Annotated in this window: 21 protein-coding genes and 2 tRNA genes; 17 read left to right on the top strand and 6 right to left on the bottom strand. The window is 40.7% G+C overall.

Features of this window, described 5'->3' with window-relative positions:
* The 3 genes from Q8W26_RS13545 to orn form a co-directional block, all read right to left on the bottom strand.
* A tRNA-Gly gene (locus Q8W26_RS13545) sits at positions 1-76 on the bottom strand.
* Positions 77-116: 40 nt separating this feature from the next.
* Positions 117-192: transfer RNA gene (locus tag Q8W26_RS13540), tRNA-Gly, on the bottom strand.
* A 147-nt stretch (positions 193-339) separates the two neighbouring features.
* On the bottom strand, positions 340-894 hold the full coding sequence (gene orn / locus Q8W26_RS13535; protein WP_101213955.1) for an oligoribonuclease: 555 nt from the start codon (positions 892-894) through the stop codon (positions 340-342).
* 202 nt (positions 895-1,096) lie between these two features.
* Between orn and rsgA the strand changes: the two genes are divergently transcribed.
* From rsgA to Q8W26_RS13520, 3 genes are all read left to right on the top strand, one after another.
* Complete coding sequence (gene rsgA / locus Q8W26_RS13530; protein ID WP_101213956.1) at positions 1,097-2,149, top strand: small ribosomal subunit biogenesis GTPase RsgA; 1,053 nt, start codon at positions 1,097-1,099, stop codon at positions 2,147-2,149.
* Positions 2,150-2,228: 79 nt separating this feature from the next.
* Positions 2,229-3,107, top strand: a complete 879-nt coding sequence (gene asd / locus Q8W26_RS13525; RefSeq protein WP_101214005.1) for an archaetidylserine decarboxylase — start codon at positions 2,229-2,231, stop codon at positions 3,105-3,107.
* An 8-nt stretch (positions 3,108-3,115) separates the two neighbouring features.
* On the top strand, positions 3,116-3,997 hold the full coding sequence (locus Q8W26_RS13520) for a DMT family transporter (RefSeq protein ID WP_101213957.1): 882 nt from the start codon (positions 3,116-3,118) through the stop codon (positions 3,995-3,997).
* Between the two features lie 190 nt (positions 3,998-4,187).
* Here the strand turns inward: Q8W26_RS13520 and mrcB are convergent, their stop codons facing one another.
* Complete coding sequence (gene mrcB / locus Q8W26_RS13515; protein WP_101213958.1) at positions 4,188-6,533, bottom strand: penicillin-binding protein 1B; 2,346 nt, start codon at positions 6,531-6,533, stop codon at positions 4,188-4,190.
* A gap of 378 nt (positions 6,534-6,911) precedes the next feature.
* Between mrcB and Q8W26_RS13510 the strand changes: the two genes are divergently transcribed.
* From Q8W26_RS13510 to Q8W26_RS17940, 4 genes are all read left to right on the top strand, one after another.
* The gene (locus tag Q8W26_RS13510) at positions 6,912-7,085 is read left to right on the top strand and encodes a hypothetical protein (protein ID WP_305473647.1); all 174 of its coding nucleotides are present in this window, start codon (positions 6,912-6,914) and stop codon (positions 7,083-7,085) included.
* Positions 7,086-7,150: 65 nt separating this feature from the next.
* The gene (locus Q8W26_RS13505; RefSeq protein ID WP_101213959.1) at positions 7,151-8,110 is read left to right on the top strand and encodes a rhomboid family intramembrane serine protease; all 960 of its coding nucleotides are present in this window, start codon (positions 7,151-7,153) and stop codon (positions 8,108-8,110) included.
* A gap of 135 nt (positions 8,111-8,245) precedes the next feature.
* Complete coding sequence (locus tag Q8W26_RS13500; protein WP_101213960.1) at positions 8,246-8,533, top strand: hypothetical protein; 288 nt, start codon at positions 8,246-8,248, stop codon at positions 8,531-8,533.
* A gap of 258 nt (positions 8,534-8,791) precedes the next feature.
* Positions 8,792-9,010 carry a type II CAAX prenyl endopeptidase Rce1 family protein gene (locus Q8W26_RS17940; RefSeq protein WP_153071480.1) on the top strand — a complete coding sequence of 73 codons (219 nt, stop codon included), beginning with the start codon at positions 8,792-8,794 and terminating at the stop codon, positions 9,008-9,010.
* On the opposite strand, the gene Q8W26_RS13495 is transcribed toward Q8W26_RS17940, so the two are convergent.
* A complete protein-coding gene (locus tag Q8W26_RS13495) occupies positions 8,923-9,585 on the bottom strand; it encodes a hypothetical protein (protein WP_101213961.1) in 663 nt (220 codons plus the stop codon). The two genes, Q8W26_RS17940 and Q8W26_RS13495, sit on opposite strands and share 88 nt — an antisense overlap.
* Positions 9,586-9,609: 24 nt before the next feature.
* Positions 9,610-10,335, bottom strand: a complete 726-nt coding sequence (locus tag Q8W26_RS13490; protein ID WP_370694284.1) for a glutathione S-transferase family protein — start codon at positions 10,333-10,335, stop codon at positions 9,610-9,612.
* Positions 10,336-10,448: 113 nt separating this feature from the next.
* On the opposite strand from Q8W26_RS13490, the gene Q8W26_RS13485 reads away from it, so the two are divergent.
* The 10 genes from Q8W26_RS13485 (at position 10,449) to Q8W26_RS13440 (ending at position 18,025) form a co-directional block, all read left to right on the top strand.
* Positions 10,449-10,952, top strand: coding sequence for a DUF2878 domain-containing protein (locus tag Q8W26_RS13485; protein WP_101213962.1), 504 nt, complete (start codon positions 10,449-10,451; stop codon positions 10,950-10,952).
* Positions 10,945-11,517 carry a chalcone isomerase family protein gene (locus tag Q8W26_RS13480; protein WP_101213963.1) on the top strand — a complete coding sequence of 191 codons (573 nt, stop codon included), beginning with the start codon at positions 10,945-10,947 and terminating at the stop codon, positions 11,515-11,517. The genes Q8W26_RS13485 and Q8W26_RS13480 overlap by 8 nt, the downstream gene beginning before the upstream one ends.
* Positions 11,510-12,073: a DUF3833 domain-containing protein gene (locus Q8W26_RS13475; RefSeq protein ID WP_101213964.1), complete on the top strand. Its 564-nt coding sequence runs from the start codon at positions 11,510-11,512 to the stop codon at positions 12,071-12,073. The genes Q8W26_RS13480 and Q8W26_RS13475 overlap by 8 nt, the downstream gene beginning before the upstream one ends.
* Positions 12,074-12,402: 329 nt before the next feature.
* Positions 12,403-12,993 (top strand): LON peptidase substrate-binding domain-containing protein, encoded by a 591-nt coding sequence (locus Q8W26_RS13470; protein WP_101213965.1) that lies wholly within the window; start codon positions 12,403-12,405, stop codon positions 12,991-12,993.
* A gap of 72 nt (positions 12,994-13,065) precedes the next feature.
* The gene (locus Q8W26_RS13465) at positions 13,066-13,698 is read left to right on the top strand and encodes a sigma-70 family RNA polymerase sigma factor (RefSeq protein WP_101213966.1); all 633 of its coding nucleotides are present in this window, start codon (positions 13,066-13,068) and stop codon (positions 13,696-13,698) included.
* Positions 13,691-14,374: a ChrR family anti-sigma-E factor gene (locus Q8W26_RS13460; protein ID WP_101213967.1), complete on the top strand. Its 684-nt coding sequence runs from the start codon at positions 13,691-13,693 to the stop codon at positions 14,372-14,374. Before Q8W26_RS13465 ends, Q8W26_RS13460 begins: the two co-directional genes overlap by 8 nt.
* 21 nt (positions 14,375-14,395) lie before the next feature.
* The gene (locus Q8W26_RS13455) at positions 14,396-15,355 is read left to right on the top strand and encodes a DUF1722 domain-containing protein (RefSeq protein WP_101213968.1); all 960 of its coding nucleotides are present in this window, start codon (positions 14,396-14,398) and stop codon (positions 15,353-15,355) included.
* Between the two features lie 36 nt (positions 15,356-15,391).
* Positions 15,392-16,786 (top strand): deoxyribodipyrimidine photo-lyase, encoded by a 1,395-nt coding sequence (gene phrB / locus Q8W26_RS13450; RefSeq protein WP_101213969.1) that lies wholly within the window; start codon positions 15,392-15,394, stop codon positions 16,784-16,786.
* Positions 16,787-16,844: 58 nt separating this feature from the next.
* Positions 16,845-17,303: a nuclear transport factor 2 family protein gene (locus Q8W26_RS13445; RefSeq protein WP_101213970.1), complete on the top strand. Its 459-nt coding sequence runs from the start codon at positions 16,845-16,847 to the stop codon at positions 17,301-17,303.
* Positions 17,303-18,025, top strand: coding sequence for an SDR family NAD(P)-dependent oxidoreductase (locus Q8W26_RS13440; protein WP_101213971.1), 723 nt, complete (start codon positions 17,303-17,305; stop codon positions 18,023-18,025). The genes Q8W26_RS13445 and Q8W26_RS13440 overlap by 1 nt, the downstream gene beginning before the upstream one ends.
* Positions 18,026-18,033: the final 8 nt, after the last annotated feature.

Below are 18,033 nucleotides of genomic sequence, written 5' to 3'. Positions count from 1 at the left end.
TGGAGCGACTTACGAGGTTCGAACTCGTGACCTCGACCTTGGCAAGGTCGCGCTCTACCAGCTGAGCTAAAGTCGCATCATATATAAACATTGTCTATATTGGATAGATAGTAAATTGGAGCGACTTACGAGGTTCGAACTCGTGACCTCGACCTTGGCAAGGTCGCGCTCTACCAGCTGAGCTAAAGTCGCAATATTTACTACGCTTTCTAAGACTGGTGCCTAAGAAAGTGAAGCGCATTATAAGTAAATTGAGCTAAGCTGCAAGTGTTTTTTTCGCTTAGCGGCTCGATTGCTTAAAAACTGTCATTTTTATGCGCTAAATTGACAAAAAAATCGTTATTGCTTAAAAAAATGCTCGCGGTAATAACGCAGCTCAGCAATGGACTCTCTAATGTCGTCTAAGGCTTTATGAGTACCTTGCTTTGAAAAACCTTTGAGCATTTCGGGCTCCCAACGGCGCGCTAACTCTTTTATTGTGCTCACATCAATATTACGATAGTGAAAGAAGGCCTCTAGTTCAGGCATGTGACGCGCCATAAAACGGCGGTCTTGGCCGATACTATTACCACACATTGGAGATTCACCCTGTCCAACCCATGGCGTTAGAAAGGCAATCGTTTGTTCAATCGCGTCTTGTTCTGAGATTGTACTTTCTTGAACACGTTTGACTAATCCAGAGGCGTTATGATGAGTAGTATTCCACTCGTCCATCGCATCAAGAGCCGATTGAGGCTGGTGGATGGCTAATACTGGCCCTTCAGCGAGTGTATTTAATTCACTATCAGTCACGATGGTTGCAATCTCTATCACGCGGTCAGTGTCAGGGTTTAACCCTGTCATTTCTAAATCGACCCAAACGAGGTTGTGCTTATTTTTCTGTGATGATTGCATAAAGAACTTCTTGGCTAATTTTTAATGCTGATAGTATATCAGTGTATTGAGAGTAAGCGCTAATCTCTCTTATTATTTATTGATACGGGTTAGTTTTGCTCAATCTACCATTCAATAATCGCCTTTATCTATGTTATTTTGTGCTGTACATAGTATGATTAAGACAATCTTTACTCATTCAAGACACATTTAGAAGAAACCTTTGGCTAAACAAAAGAAATTAACGAAGGGGCAACAGCGCCGCGTTAGCTCCAATCAAAAAAAACGTATATCGTCATCGAAGAAGAAAGAGCAACAAGTCCAGTGGCAGGCTGACCAGCTTGGTACTCAAGAAACGGGCTTGGTAATTAGTCGTTATGGCCAACATGCTGATATTGAAGATAACGAAGGACAAGTCTTTCGTTGTAACATCCGCCGCACCGCAGGCTCGCTAGTTACTGGTGACAAGGTTGTTTGGCGTAAAGGTAATGAGGTTTTATCTGGTATTAGCGGGGTCGTTGAAGCAGTTCATGAGCGTGTTAGTGAATTAACTCGCCCTGACTTCTATGACGGCATTAAGGTTGTTGCCGCTAATATCGATCAAATCTTTATTGTTTCTTCTGTTGCTCCTGCCTTTTCCACTCAAATCGTAGACCGCTATCTAGTAGCCTCTGAAGACGTTGAAATCAAACCAATCATTGTTTTAAATAAAATTGATTTATTGGATGATGAAGGCATGGCATTACTTGATGAAATGCTAGAACCGTATCGCCAAATTGGTTACGAAGTAATCATGCTGTCGAGTCATACGGGAGAAGGTGTTGAAAAATTAAATCAAATGCTCAAAGATAAGGTCAGCATTTTTGTTGGTCAATCGGGTGTTGGTAAATCATCGTTAATTAATGCCCTGATGCCTAATGCTGAGCTACAAGTGGGTGATATCTCTGACACATCAGGTTTGGGGATGCACACGACTACCACTGCAAAACTACTTCATTTTGAACACGGTGGTGATTTAATTGATAGCCCAGGTGTGCGTGAGTTTGGCTTGTGGCATCTAGACCCAGAGCGTATTGCGTGGTGTTTTATTGAGTTTAGAGACTTTCTCGGCGGCTGTAAGTTTAGAGACTGTAAACACCGAGATGACCCCGGTTGTATCTTGGCTCAAGCTGTAGAAGATGAAAAAATTGATTTCGAGCGCTTTGAAAATTATCATCGTATTCTCGATTCACTAGAAAATAATAAACCAAATCGCCACCCAGGCGGTTCTAATTAAGGAAGTATCCGTGAGTTTTACCGATAAGTTTAAAATTGTTAGCCAATATTGTTTACCTAAGCATGGAATATCACGCTTGATGGGGCGTTTTGCAGCAAAAGAATGTGGCGGCATCACAACGGGTTTTATCAACTGGTTTATTAAGCAATATGGCATCGATATGTCAGAAGCTGAGCGTGAAAGTGCTAAAGAATATCGTACCTTTAACGATTTCTTTACTCGCGCACTAAAGCCGGGCTTACGTCCAATTAGTGACACCGATGTTGTATTACCCGTTGATGGTTGTGTAAGCCAGTTAGGCCCAACAAAAGCCGGGCGTATTATTCAAGCTAAAGGCCATGATTATTCTGCCTTTACTTTGCTTGGCGGCGATAAAGAGCGTGCTAAACCATTTGCCAACGGGCACTTTGCGACAATCTATTTAGCGCCAAAAGATTACCACCGTATTCACATGCCAATGGATGCCACATTGCGTGAAATGGTATATGTGCCAGGTGACTTATTTTCTGTTAACCCGCTAACAGCACAAAATGTTCCTGGGCTATTTGCTCGTAATGAGCGTGTTGCTGCGATTTTTGATACTGAGTTTGGCCCGATGGCGATGGTGTTAGTTGGTGCAACAATTGTGGCTAGCATTGAAACTACATGGCACGGCACAGTGACACCACCAAGCAACCAATTAGATAGCTGGGATTATCCTGCTGATGGTGATGAAGCTATCACCTTCAAAAAGGGTGATGAAATGGGGCGCTTTAAACTAGGTAGTACAGTGGTGATGTTGTTCGGTGATCAAATGCTTGAGCAGTTCGAACCTTATCTTGAGCCAGAAGTGGTGACACGATTAGGTCAGCCAATGGCTCAATTAAAAGCAACCAAGCAATCGGTAGCATCAAACGTTGAAGCTGCACAGGATTTAACAGAGCAAGCCTCTGACGAATCAACTGATTCAGCAAGTTAATTGTCTGAGTGAACGAGCAAAGTAAAAGCTTAGTTCAACTTCATTTCGCAGTACTGCTTTTTGGCGGTACTGCGTTATTTTCACACCTTCTCCCTTGGTCTGCACTTGATATTACTATGTTCCGTAGTGGTTTAGCTGCTTGTGCATTAGCCGTGATGATCAAGTTTCAGCGTGACAACTTATTACTAAACAATGCCACAGACTATAAAGTCGCTTTAATACTAGGCGTGCTGATTGGTTTACACTGGGTCACTTATTTTTATGCAATGCAATTGGCGGGAGTTGCCGTTGGGATGTTGGCATTTTTTTGTTATCCCGTGGTCACCGTATTTCTAGAACCACTGTTTAATAAAACCCGTGCCCACCGTCGTGACATACTCTGCGCTATCGCCGTTTTTATCGGGGTATTACTGCTTGTTCCTGAACTTTCTATGCAAAATGATACAACACTTGGTGTGGTGATTGGGGTGGTGTCTGGCTTTTTATTTGCGCTGCGCAATGTGCTGCATAAACAGTATTTCAGTCATTATAAAGGCACCCAAGCCATGTTCTACCAAACCTTGGTTGTGTCATTGATGTTGGTGTCATTTGTTGATTTTAACCCGCTAGAAATGACGGGTGTATGGCACGACGGTGCTGTTGGTGAGCTGGGCCTATTAGTGGTGTTATCGGTTATTTTTACTGCCGCGCCCCATGCGTTTTTAGCACATTGCTTTAGGCAACTCTCGGCTAAAACCGCAGGCTTAATCTCCTGTTTGCAACCTCTCTATGGTGTGGCACTGGCAGCTCTCATTTTAGGGCAATGGCCTAGTAGCATGGTCTATATTGGTGGCGCATTAATCGTCGCCGCTGCGGTATTAGAAACGATATTAGTAACGAAGAATCGGTAAGCTACTCTTCGTTACTTTGTCACCCTGACATGCCACCATTGTAACGTCTTGACATACCACCACTGTGACGTCCTGACATGCCACCACTGTGACGTCCTGATATGCCACCACTGTGACGTCTTGACATGCCACCACTTCGTCGTCCTGACATGCTTTTAGTCAGGATCTCGCTTTACTCAATGCCGCGCTACTATTCTGTAAAACTATCAAAGAAATCACTAAATACAGATTGCTTCTTCTTAGGTGTATTACAACCATGCCCACCTTGCCATGCTGCAGCTAATACAGGCATCGTGACAGCATCACGACAGCCTTTAGCACTAGCGACACCACTGAAACTATTAAAGTAACCCGTGGTGATTTGTGTTGGCTGTTTTAGCGAAAGTGAAACGCCGCCACGCTGTTTTACAAAGTCACTATAGACGGTTAAAGCACCGGAACTCCCCGTTAAGCCTGTCGGTTTATTATCATCACGGCCAAGCCATACCACGGTAGCTTCATTATTATCAAACCCCGCATACCAGCTATCCCGTAAGTCATCGGTTGTTCCCGTTTTACCAGCTAATCGTTTGCCTTTATTACGCCAAGTTAAAGATTTTGCTGTGCCTGTTTTTGTAACTTGTGCCATAGCATATTTTGTTAAATAGGCGGCTGGAGGACTAATGGCTTGCACGGGGATTTTATTATACCCATAAAACGTGTCGTTACTGTCGTTGGTGACAGCAATCACCGCGTGTAGTGTGAGCTTTTCGCCTTGGTTAGCTAGGCTTTGATACAGCTGAGTCATTTGCCATGGGCTTGACTCGAGTGCACCAAGTAGCATCGATGGTAACAACTTAACTTCATTATTCCAGCCTGCACGATTTAAGGTATAAGAGATATTATCAAGGCCCACGTCCATACCAAGATTTACAAAAGGAATGTTATAAGAATGAGTTAAGGCATCGAATAAGTTGGTCTGTTCACGATATTTTTTATCGTAATTGAGCGGCTTCCAAGTATTACCTTCGCCGTCTTTAAGGGAAATTGGCTTATCCTTAAGTGGGGTCGCTAGATTATAACGCGCGGCATCCTCAAGGGCTGTGGCTAACACAAAAGGTTTAATTAAAGATCCTATAGGGCGTACTGCATTGAGAGCACGATTAAAGCCAGCAAAGTTTTTATTTTTCCCCTCAACAATCGCTTTAATTTCCCCTGTTTTATAATTGGCAACAATCATTGCGCCTTCTAAATCATTGGTCTTTTTTGACTTCTCGAGCAGCTTAATTCGTTTTGTTAAGCTTTGCTGAGCAAAACGCTGTGCACTACTGTCTAAGGTGGTGAAAATAGAAATCCCTGAGCTCTTAGAAAAGTCTTGGGTGAAACGAGTTGCTAACTCGCGGCGAACCAGCGACATAAATCCATGAAACTCACCGTTTTTAGCAACACTATTTTTTAAACCGAGTTTAGCGTCAACGGCCTTTTTATACTGAGCGATTGAAATATAATCTTCACTTAAGAGTTGACGTAAAATTAAATTACGGCGTTTTAACGCACGCTCTTGATAACGCTTAGGGTTATAATAGCTAGGACCTTTGATCATCGCGACAAGTAATGCGATTTGATCTGGTGTTAATTCATTGATTGGGCGGGCGAAATAGAATTCACTAGCCAAGCCAAAACCATTGACACTTAACGCACCATTTTGTCCAAGGAAAACCTCATTAAGGTATATTTCAAGTAACTCATCCTTTGAATATTTAAACTCGATTAAAATTGAGTAATAAGCTTCTTTGACCTTTCGCCACAATGAACGCTCACGAGTAAGAAAAACATTCTTCACTAGCTGTTGAGTTAACGTTGAACCACCTTGAACAGTACGGCCAGCTTTTATATTGGCAACCATGGCGCGAATAATTGATAGCGGAGCGATACCTTTATGTTGATAGAACTTACGATCTTCAATATGAATTAGCGCTGCAATAAGGAGTTCAGGAAACTCTTCTCGAGGTACAAATAATCGATCTTCTTTACTGCTGTTGCGAATACGCTGTAATAGTTTAGGCTCAATATTAAATTGCGTTAATGACTCTTTATTGTTTCGGGTGGTAATTGATGAAAGGTAGCTGCCCTTGAAGTTGAGCATTACACGTTTAGCGGGGTGGGGGCCGTCAACATAATTAAAGGCACGTCGATTGATATCGATTTTTGTCTTTGAAACTGAGTACTCACCGGGAGAGCTTGGGTTACTAACACGTCGATAATTTAACTCTTCAAGTTCATTAATGACCTGATTACGCGCTATCGCTTGTCTTGGCTTAAGGCTTAATGACTGAGCATACACTTTGGCTGGAATATCCCAGTGGTCATGAGAAAACTTTTGTTCAATTTTACCATCAAGGTAAATACCATAGCCGCCAATAACCGCAAACATCACTAGCAACAGCTTAGCACTTAAGACTAATAGCTTCTTACGCCAAGATTTAGCTGTTTTGCTTTTCGTTGCTTTGCTCTTTTTTTCTTCAGCCGTTGGCTTGTCATCAGTTTTTTTAGTCATTAATTGAAGTTGTTCTAATTTAAGTGGGCGTTACGACGCTTATTTTAGGAAATATGTACAAATAATATAGTGTATCAATGATGGCTTAACCTTAGCTGTCTTGGCTTAAAACCTTATTACCACTACCTATGCCATATTAAAACAATCACCTCACCGAAGCTAATGTTAGTTCTTTTTTGTTACTAAACAATAAGTGATAAAAATAATTGTGAATAAAATTTGCACAATGCAATTTTGTTGACTAGCTTAAGTTTGCGGCAGCGCAGTGAGGTTGTCGCCGCATGAAGTAAAAAGGAATGGTTGGTTTTTGCATTAATACAATCAACTAAATAATGAAAAACATACCGATAGTTTATCGGTGATATGGAGAACAATATTATGCGTGAATTAAGTGTGAGTGAAATGGATCAGGTTAATGGCGGGTTGAGTGCAGAGAAAGGTGCAATTGCAGAAGCTGCTATTGCCGGTGCTGCATTTGCTGTCGGAATGACTGGTGTGGGATTAATAGCTACAGCTGCTGTCCTTGCATGTGTTGCACTGATGGAAGACTAAGTTAGTCGGTGGTACTACGGCTGTTTGCTGTAGTACTCATTTAGTCATAAGTTTAGGTTAATTGCATGAATGTGAAACGATATAATACTACTCCCCAAAAGCTGGAATCAGTGGAATTATTTATTAAAGAATGGAGGCCTATTGAAGGCTGGCTTATCCAAGATGATAACGGAAGTTTTGTCCTGCCTACACACCACTCTACATTGGGAAATAGTTTTTTTAAGTCTTATAAAAATTCTGTAAAGAAAAGTTTTATTCTTCTACTTTTTACAATGCTATTAGTTTCTTTTGTATTTCTTTTTAGAGACATTACACAGCCTACTGCACATATTACTTTGTTTGTAATGTTGTTGAGTATAGCATTAATGGATATGGGCTTAAGTACCAAGAGTATTGATAACTGCAAGCAAAAAGTGGAGTTTCTGTTTGAACTTAAAAAGTCCTTTCCGAGCGTTCTTCTAACCTTCGCACCCTTTTTAATTTTTATTATTCTTACACAGTTTTATTTATCAAGGCTGCTAGGTGACTTTGAAACACTAGTGATTTCTTTTGGAAATTATTATCCAGAAATTGGCATCAGTTCTTTATGGAGATTTCTATTAGGCCCATTATTTCATAGTGACATTCAGCACTGGTTAGTAAATACCATATTGACTATACTCATCGCTTCAATGGTTCCAATGCGTAAGACGTTATTAACTTTCTACGTATTTTATGTAGGGGCTGTTGGCTCTCATGTAGTAACTTTTTCTGTTAATCATTTTTACCATACTCCGTTCGATGCATTACTAGGTTTATCAGGTGGGGCGTATACACTCCTAGCCTATGCAATTAGTTATTATTATGAAAAAAAATATTTTAATATAATTATTTCTCTTCTCTCAATATTAGCTTTTAGTGAATTGTCGCTAAGTATTTTATCAAATGATGCGAGCCATTCCGCACATTTAAGCGGTTTCTTGATTGGTATTTTTATATATAAGTTAAAAGGGAATTCCTGTCTGACTACTTTGACAAAAAAGTAGGAAAACTAATTTTTTAAATTGAATTACCTACGTCATTTTATTGAAAGTAATGAATTCTCTTTTCTGAGGTTCTATCAGTATTAAAGAGTGCAGTTTCTTGTGAGTTAGAAAGTAAAGCAAATAAAAGGCTCGATTATGTTTTATCGTTCATATAAGCAGCTCCACCTTGAAGAAGGAATGTCAAATTCTGAAAAAAAACTCGTATACAAAAAACTCTATGGAAAAACCTTTAAAACAGGTTGGCCTTATATGGGGTTCTTTTGTATTTTTCTATTACTGATGTTTGCTCAATATATATTAAAAATTGACAACCCTTGGTTAATAGCAATTTTTGGTGGAGTTGGCGGCCTAGTATTTTTTCAATTTCAATGTATAGCTGTTGAAAGGTTGTATTGGTCAGAAAAAGGCGACGAAAGTAATTAATGATAGTACAGGAAGCTAATTAAGGTTTTGATTAACTTTCTTTATCTAACTAAGTATAACGAAAGGGCTTCAACGCCCTTAAATTGGGGCCTAGAAAAATGAAGGGGGTGTTTTTTTCTTTATACGTATTACTTTCACTCGAACTATTAATGGGGGTAAGTTTTTTGTCATTCATTAGGTGGGTTTAATCTTAATGCCCCTCTATTCAAATGAGCTCGATTTAAGGAGGGAGTCACTCCTGGCATCCCCTTTCCTGTAATGATTATGGGGGCAATATTCGAAGAAGTTATCTTCCGTGGGCTATTTTTGTTACTGTTATTTCGTTATCACATCAATAAACCAATCACCCTTGCCGTTTCTATTAGTGTGGCTTTTCCCATGATTGTTTTTCATAGCAACGAAGCAACTTTTTCTAAATTAAATCGTAATACATGTTTCTCTTTTGCTGACATATCCGCTTTTTTTATGACATTGTGATGAAGTCTAAAGCCGTCTTCTGTCTGGCTGATAAATTTCTCAAAATCGAGAGAGGTTTGGTTGTTCTGGACTATATTGATGAATTGTTCGTGGTTAATTCTGATAGCGTCGATTTTCCAGCCAGAGCCTTCTCGTTTTACAGAGAATAGGTTATCTATGTAATGATGCTCAGGGCTCGTTAGTACCGATGTTAACGTTCTATCTTGTTTGGTGGATAGGCTTACCCCGACAGATACACGGCTGTCTGAAATGAAAGGAACCCAAAAGTTATGGCGTTTCACGGTGATTTCATAGTTGGAAGTGTCTAATAGTGAGAAGCTTTCTAATAAACTAATCAGTAAAAGGAAGTTCTTATTTTGACAGGGTAGCTCATTTAACGCTTGGGTATCCGTTTGATGAGAAGCAATCGGCAGACATAACTTAGTATAATTTCCTGCTTGAATTTGGGTAAGGTAATCTTTTATTTGATTATCTATTTTATGATTTTCACCCAACAAACTGATGAAGAAAAAGAAACTAAGAAAAAGTAAGCCGACGGTAGTCAGAATCGAATACTTATTAACAAAACGGGCCATGGTTATCCATCCAATTTAATGATTCTATGCTTTATTCTCTTGATAAAGCGCCAAACTCACTCCTTCAGTCTCGCACGCCTTAATAATTTCAGGCTGCTTAGCTAACTGACGTAAATAACGAGCAAGATGAGTAAATTCTAATGGTGGCTTGGTGATCTCATCAGCCCACACAGCGAGCATAAACAGGAAGTAGTCACAGGCGCTGATGCTATCACCCACGAGGTAAGTGGAGTTCGCTAATTCATTATCGAGTAACGCCAGAATATCACTAACCCGTTGGTCTTGAGCTTGTTTAATTGCCGCTGCGTGAGTCACATCTGTTGAGTGTTTTTCTGGGTAGAAATAGACCATTAATTCGGCTTGTAATGTATTAGTTAAATACATCATCCATTGCATAAACTTAGCACGTTCGCTAGTACCAATGGCAGGGATTAGCTTCGCTTGCGGATGCTGTTCAGCCAAGTGAATGCAAATAGCTGGGCTTTCAAAAATAGCCTGCTCTCTATCGATTAGGGTCGGGATGCGCCCCGCAGGGTTTAACGCTAAGTATTGCGCTGACTTTTGTGCGTTATTTTTACGGTCTACTTTAAGGAGCTCAAATTCAATCTGATATTTCGTGCGTAATGCTTCCAGCATAAAATGCGGTGCCATGCTGGCGTTACATGGGTAGTAATATAATTGATACAACGGGAACTCCTGTTTAAGTGTGCAATCAGCTCTTTGTTTAATCGCATCATAGTACAACAACATGGGTCGAACTGCTTAATATTTACAGCCTCTTCATTTAAATAAATTCACATGTTTTTTGAACCTAATCGCTATTTGATTCGTATTACTTACTAACGTTCATTGCAAACTTAGGTATGGTTTTGTTGCTGCTTAATTTACTTGGTTTTAATCTGATGTGGTTCGGCTTAGTTTTTTGGGGGAATTTATTTATTCCTATCGCTCTCGTATGGCTGTGTTGTCACTTAATGTGGATATCAACTGCACCTGCTAAGGAAGCAAGGTTGATAGCAACTATCAGCATCATTGGTATCTGTGTCGATTCTGCTTTGCAGTTAAGTCATATTTTTATTTTTGATGGAGCTAACCTTTTGCCATTTTGGCTAATCACGTTGTGGTTTTGTTTCTCAGCGACACTTTGCCATAGCCTTAAATTTCTTGAGCGTTCAATACTATTTCAAGTGCTTACTGGCCTGCTTGCGCCATTGAGTTATATTGCTGGCTATCAATTGAATGCGGTTGAGTTTGGTTTGCCCCTCATCCAAACCTATGCTTTATTGAGCGTAGTATGGGGGCTGTTGATGGTGAGTTTTTTCTATATCAAATCACGAATATTCGAGAAGGAGTATCATCATGTTTAAAGGGATAACCGCTGTACTATTATTTATTGCTAGTCACTCATTGGGGTGGGCAAATCAAGAACAACCATCTGAACAAGGGGCAATGTTAAGTGACTATCAATCTCTCGATGAAGCGCTGGACTCAGCACCATTTATCGAATTAGGTGAAACAACATTTTCAATTCTATTTTGGGATTTATATCAAAGCCGGCTACTAACCACTTCGGGTCGTTACCCAATAAGCGCACAGAAAGAAATGCTGGTATATCAGATCAACTATCAGGCTGATATTTCGAGTGATGACTTAATAAAACGTACTGTAGAGCAGTGGCAACACCTCAATATATCACCTGAAGTTTATACTCCTTATTTAGCACCACTAAAAACGATTTGGCCTGATATTGTCGATGGTGACAATTTAGCTTTACTAATGACCGAACAGCGCAGCACGTTCTTCTTTAACGGCAAGCGTGTCGGGGCGATAAATGATGCCCAGTTTGGTCAATTGTTTATTGATATTTGGTTATCAGAGAATACAAGTCAGCCTAAACTTCGCGCAGAATTATTAGGAGATAATAATGATTAAATTTAAACGGAATGTGGGTGTATTACTATTAAGTGTGAGTGCATTAGGGTGCTCTACAGATATTGGCGATTATGAATCCGTTCAGCAGCCCTTTGATATCAAGACTTACTTTAATCAGTCGGTGACAGGGTGGGGAATGGTTCAAGACTATACCAATAAAGTGAATCGGCGCTTTTGTGTTGAAATTGTTGGTACATGGCAAGAAAACCAAGGCACCTTAGCAGAAGTGTTTTATTTTAATGACGGTGAGGTGAGCTACCGAAATTGGCAATTAACCAAATTAGAAGATGGTAGTTATTCTGGCACTGCCGGTGATGTTGACGGTGTGGCCAAAGGGGTCCACCAAGGATTCGCCTTTCAATTTAACTACGATCTGTTGTTAACACTCGATGAGACAACGTACAAAGTCGCGATGGATGATTGGATGTATCAGCTAGATGAGTATCGGGTGATGAACAAAACATCGATGCATAAGTTTGGCGTTAAAGTGGCGGATGTCACCTTGTTTTTTGATAAGGAACAGCAAAATAAGCGCTGTAAACGCTCAGTTATTTAATCGTAAGCCCTCAATTGAGGGCATTGTATTGTGTTCACTATCTTTACTTATCCGTTTTATTTTGCGCCTTGCTATCGGCACCTTACCCATACACACCATTATTGTTTGTGGTGAAATTAAGCCTTTTTGATTAACGCTCAGGTAGGAGCTGCAGCCTCGAGCTGTCGACCAATAAACTCTGTGTTGCCCAAATGAGAGAGCTCATTAAGGCACTCCTTTGTCACTTTGAGTGTGTGAAATACAAACGCTAATGATTAAATTAGTTCATTCAGTCGGTTTTATTTGAACTCACACTGATCGCACCAAGCGTTGATAGCGTATGACTGTGTATGAATGACAAACAAGAAGCGACAATGAATAATTTTAATTTACCAATATTTCCATTGCCTGTATTTCTTCTACCTCATGGCAGAATGCGCTTGCGAATATTTGAAGCTAAATATTTATCAATGGTCAGTATGGCTTCAGAGCTAGGCGGTTTCGTCATCCAACTCACGTCACCTGAACAGGGGCTCTCTCATGTTAAGTGGGGGAGCTTAGTCGAGATAAAAGACTTCAATCAAGGGCCGGATGGTATTTTGGAAATTGATATCTATTGCCAGTCATTAGTGCATATTGGCCAAGAAAAAGTTGATGAGCAGGGCTTGTCCCTTGCAATGATGACCAAGTTCTCTCATTGGTCACAGTTTCATCAGACTAGTTTACCAATCTCAACGCTAGGTAGTGTACTTGATAGCATCATTTCGCAACACGAGATACTCAGTGACTTATACCGCGTGAAAGAGCTGAGATGTGCCCATTGGGTGGTTGCACGATGGCTTGAACTCTTACCTATTAGCTTGAAGGTTAAAAACTCATTCATCCATATGAACAATCTAGAGCAGACAAAAGAATTTATTGAATCAATTGTTTATAAATAAAATCACAATAAATTTAAAATTAAGTGATCTTATGTTCTTTACAACCGTATTAATACTCAAGTGGATAATTCAATGGTGTGTAAAGTGATACAAACAAACTTGCCATGCAAAGACGCTAGTGTTAAATCTATTAAGATGAATGATGAAATAGATCACCCACAGCTTTGCCAATGGCTGAACAGCGTAGCAGAACAAAGAGACAAGCAAGCGTTCACGCATTTGTTTAAGCTTTTTGCACCTAAAATATTACGCATTGCCCGCAGTAAGTTTCCCAATGAAGCGCAAGCAAACGAAGTCGTTCAAGAAACCATGAGTAACGTGTGGCGTAAAGCCCACCTGTTCAACGCTGACAAAGGGGCTGCGACAACATGGATTTATACCATCATGCGTAACGTCACCTTTGATATGCTGCGTAAAATCAAAGGAAACAAGGAAGACAACTTAAGTGATGACATCTGGCCGCTAGCGGAAGGGCAAGCCAGCGATGAAGAAATATATGATGATCACTTAGAAAACCAGAACTTACTCAGCGCTATTGAAGAGTTACCTGCGCCACAACAAGCTGTGGTCAAGGGCTTCTACTTGATGGAAATGTCGCAAGAGCAATTGGCGCAGCAATTAAATCTACCCCTTGGTACCATTAAATCTCGATTACGTTTAGCGCTTTCCAAACTCAAAGTGCAGTTAGGAGAAGATCATGATTAAACATCACCCTACTTTTGAGTTATTAAAATCATACGTTGCAGGAGACTTACCAGCATCCCTGTCCGCGGGAATCGCGATGCATGCGCAAATGTGCTCACACTGCCAACAGCAAATTGCGCTGTTAACCGATGAGGCGGCATCTGTCCTTGAAGCCGATTTTTCACCATCAGTTACAACTGAACGTGATGATCATGATTTTGATAGTGAAACCTTCGATTTTGAGCAAATGATCGGTGACATTACAGCCTCAACAGCGCGAGAAGAGTTAAAAGCGCCAGTGGAAAAAACGATAACATTTAATAATAAAACTTATCCATTACCGTTAGCGTTAAACAATATGGTCGTAGGCAAGAGTACCAATATTGGCAAACTTTCTCGGGCGCGCGTACAACTAAATGAAGAAGAGATTCATACCAGTTTACTTCACATTGAGCCCGGTGGTGGTGTGCCAGAGCATACTCACAAAGGGTTCGAATTAACGTTACTCCTAGATGGTTCATTTGAAGATGAACAAGGTAAATACGTTAAAGGAGATTTCATTATGCTTGATGGTCGTCATCAACATAACCCGATCTCCACAGAGGGCTGTTTATGCTACACCGTGGCTAATGACGCACTGCGTTTTACTCAGGGTATTAATAAGTTGTTAAACCCAATAGGCACGTTTATCTATTAACGATTTTTTAAGGAATTGACTATGATTCACCAAGTGAACAAAAAAGATTTAAAAATTGGTATTAGTGCGTGCTTAGTGGGTGAAAAAGTGCGATTTGATCGCAGTAGTAAACCATCGAATTTCTGTATTAATGATTTTGGTCAGCATGTGACTTATCAATCATTTTGCCCAGAAGTAGCTATCGGTTTACCGATCCCAAGACCGACAATTAGGCAAATTAAGCAAGATGATATAATCAAAGTTGCTCGCCCTGATGGTACAGGTGATGTCACTGAGGCACTCAAAGCTTATGGAAAAAAAGTGGCGTCAATGACCAAGCATTTAAGTGGTTATGTTTTTTGTGCAAAAAGTCCAAGTTGTGGCATGGAGCGGGTCAAGATTTATAACAGCGAGGGGAACTCGTTAGTGTCAAATGGCGTGGGCACCTTTGCTAAAGAAATTATGGAGGCTAATCCGTTACTACCGTGTGAAGAGAATGGACGCTTAAACGATCCACTTATTCGAGAAAATTTCGTCGCACGTGTTTACGCTTACAAACACTGGCAAAACCTTAATGCGTCGGGATTAACCAAACACAAGCTCACCACCTTTCACAGCCAATATAAATACACTGTAATGAGTCATGATTTAGTGGCCTATAAAAACTTAGGGCGCTTACTGGCTCGTTCTGATATGGCCCTAGAGGACGTTGCGCAGCAATATATTTTAGGTCTAATGACGGCGTTAAAAATTATTGCGACAAGAAAAAAACATGCTAATACACTATCGCACATTCAAGGCTACTTCTCTAAACACCTTGGGGCTAATGAACGACAAGAGCTGTGTGAACAAATCAATGCCTATCGCCAAGGGCTCGTCCCTTTAATGGCACCGCTGACATTGATTAAGCATTACTTATTGCAATACCCCAAAGCATATTTAGCTCAACAGTCCTATTTATCACCGTACCCAGACAGGTTGAGATTAAGATACGCGTATTAGTTCTATCTAAACGATATAGATCCCCAAGGAGTACTCTTGTTACTGTGGTTTAGAAATGATTTACGAACTCATGATAATCCAGCCTTACATTATTTTTTAAGCGTACAGCACGCTAAAAAACCTGGGAAGGCTGTTTTTTTTATTTCAAAAAAGCAATGGCAGCAACATCATTGGTCAGCGATAAAAATGGATTTGATCATCAGGCACGCCTCTGCCTTAGTTGATGAATTAGCTACCTTGGGGATTGAGCTGACATTAGTTCATCTTGATACTTTTTCCGATCAAGTGCAGTACATCATTAGTGCAGCACAAAAAGACGGGATTGATGAAGTCGTTGCTAATAGTGAAGTTGAATTTAATGAGCAGCAACGCGATTGGACAATAGCACAAGCTGGTGTCAATTTACGTTTGTTTGAAGCTGATGTTATTGTGCCCAAAGGGCGCATCCTTAATCAAGCTGGACAGATGTTTAAAGTGTTCACTCCTTTTAAGCGAGCTTGGCTAAAACACCTAAATCAACAGGGATTTGAGTATCTTGGTAAGACACAATCGACAGCGATGCCAACAAGCTTACTTGCCAGCGACTCATCGAATGTAGATAGCTTAAGTGAGGGGCAATCCAATGCGTGGCCATTAGCGCCTACAGTTGAGCAGACTGTAATGCCGACATTTTTCAATGACAAGTTAGCTAATTACAGTGCGCAACGAGATATTCCGTCTGTAAAAGGCACTTCTGGTCTTTCTCCCTATCTAGCCGCAGGCCTCATCAGTCCACGTTATGTGTTAATGCAGCTACTCAACACAGACCCTGACATATTGTCGGCCCCCGACAGCGCTAATTTCGCGTGGTTAAATGAACTGATTTGGCGTGAATTTTATCGACACCTGTTATTTCATGAGCCACGACTGTGTAAGCATCAATCCTTTAATCAAAAATATCAGCATACTCAGTGGCATAATAATGCTGCGCATTTCCAAGCGTGGAAATGTGGAAGGACGGGGTATCCTTTGGTTGATGCTGCTATGCGGCAACTTAATCAAACCGGTTGGATGCATAATCGTTTAAGAATGGTGGTAGCAAGCTTTCTAACCAAGCATTTATTAATTGATTGGCGCTGGGGAGAGCAATACTTTATGGAGCAGCTTATCGATGGTGATTTAGCAGCCAATAATGGTGGCTGGCAATGGGCTGCAAGCACAGGGTGTGATGCTCAACCTTATTTTCGCATTTTTAATCCGATAAGACAGAGCGAAAGATTTGATCCTAATGGAGATTTCATTCGTATGTATTTACCAGAACTGAAAGATATCCCTAATAAGGCGATACACTTTCCACATGCTTATTTAGAAAAGTACAATTTAACAGCCTATTGGCCAGCGATTGTCGAGCATAAAGAAGCTAGGTTAAACGCACTCGCTTTTTATAAATAGTGACTTAGCGTTTTTCTCACAATGATAATGGACTTAATGTGTAGGGTAGGTAGATACAATGACTCCGAGAAGAATAAACCAACAAGCAGAGTGGCCTTTTTGGTTAAAAAATTTTATTGATGTTTATCAAGTCCTCTCAACCGATAATCTGGAGTTGCTCGGGTCTATTTACCATAAGGATGTCACTTTCCTTGATCCAATTCATCAAGTTAATGGTCTAGATAACCTACAGCAGTATTTTTCAAACCTTTATCAGAACTTATCTCAATGTGACTTTCTTATCACAGATGCCATTGTTGATGGTGATCAAGCGGCGCTCTATTGGCAGATGACGTATACACACCGCTCACTAAATGGTGGGCGAGAGGTGGTTGTTACAGGAACGTCTCGTATCAAAGGTAAAAATAATAAAGTCATTCATCATCAAGACTATCTCGACGTAGGCGCGATGCTTTATGAGCAACTACCTGTCATTGGTCGAGTTATTCAATGGATAAAAGCTAAGGCGGTGAAGTAATGGCTGATAATATGGTGTTAATTACCGGAGCAACATCGGGTATCGGAGCGGCCTTAGTAGATGAATACCTTGCTAAGAGTGATAAAGTGATAGCTTGTGGACGAAGTCAGCAAAAAATGGCAGCACTGGACACTCGAGTGTATCAGCAATGCTTATTTGATATCACAGACTCTGATGCAGTCGCACAGGTTGCGAGTGAGGTTGCAACGCTTGATATTTTAATCTTAAACGCGGGCGATTGCCGCTACATCGACGATGTGATCAAGTTTGACCATCAGGCGTTTAGCGCAATCATTGCCACTAATCTAACCGCGCTCGGAACCTTGTTGGCAGCCTTTCTACCTAAGGTAAAGCGCGGAGGGCAAGTTGTGTTTGTGAGCTCTAGCGCGACTATTTTACCTTTTCCTCGTAGCGAGGCTTATGGCGCTTCAAAAGCTGGGGCGGATTACTTGGCCAATAGCCTGCGCCTAGACTTACTTGAACACGATATCGGTGTGACCTTAGTTCACCCAGGCTTTGTTAGTACTCCTTTAACCGATAAAAACACCTTTGATATGCCATTTATGATCACCAGCCAAGAGGCGGCTAAGCGCATAGTGAAGGGCGTGAACCAACGCAAAGCGTATCTCCATTTCCCCAAGCGGTTAACTTGGCTTTTAAAGTTCTTTTCAATACTCCCTGCGGGGCTTTGGCAAAAATTAATTATTAGGAATAACCCATGACACAATCC

The organism is Psychrobium sp. 1_MG-2023, from assembly GCF_030689115.1.
GTDB lineage: Bacteria > Pseudomonadota > Gammaproteobacteria > Enterobacterales > Psychrobiaceae > Psychrobium.
This window is presented reverse-complemented; position numbering and strand designations above follow the sequence as displayed.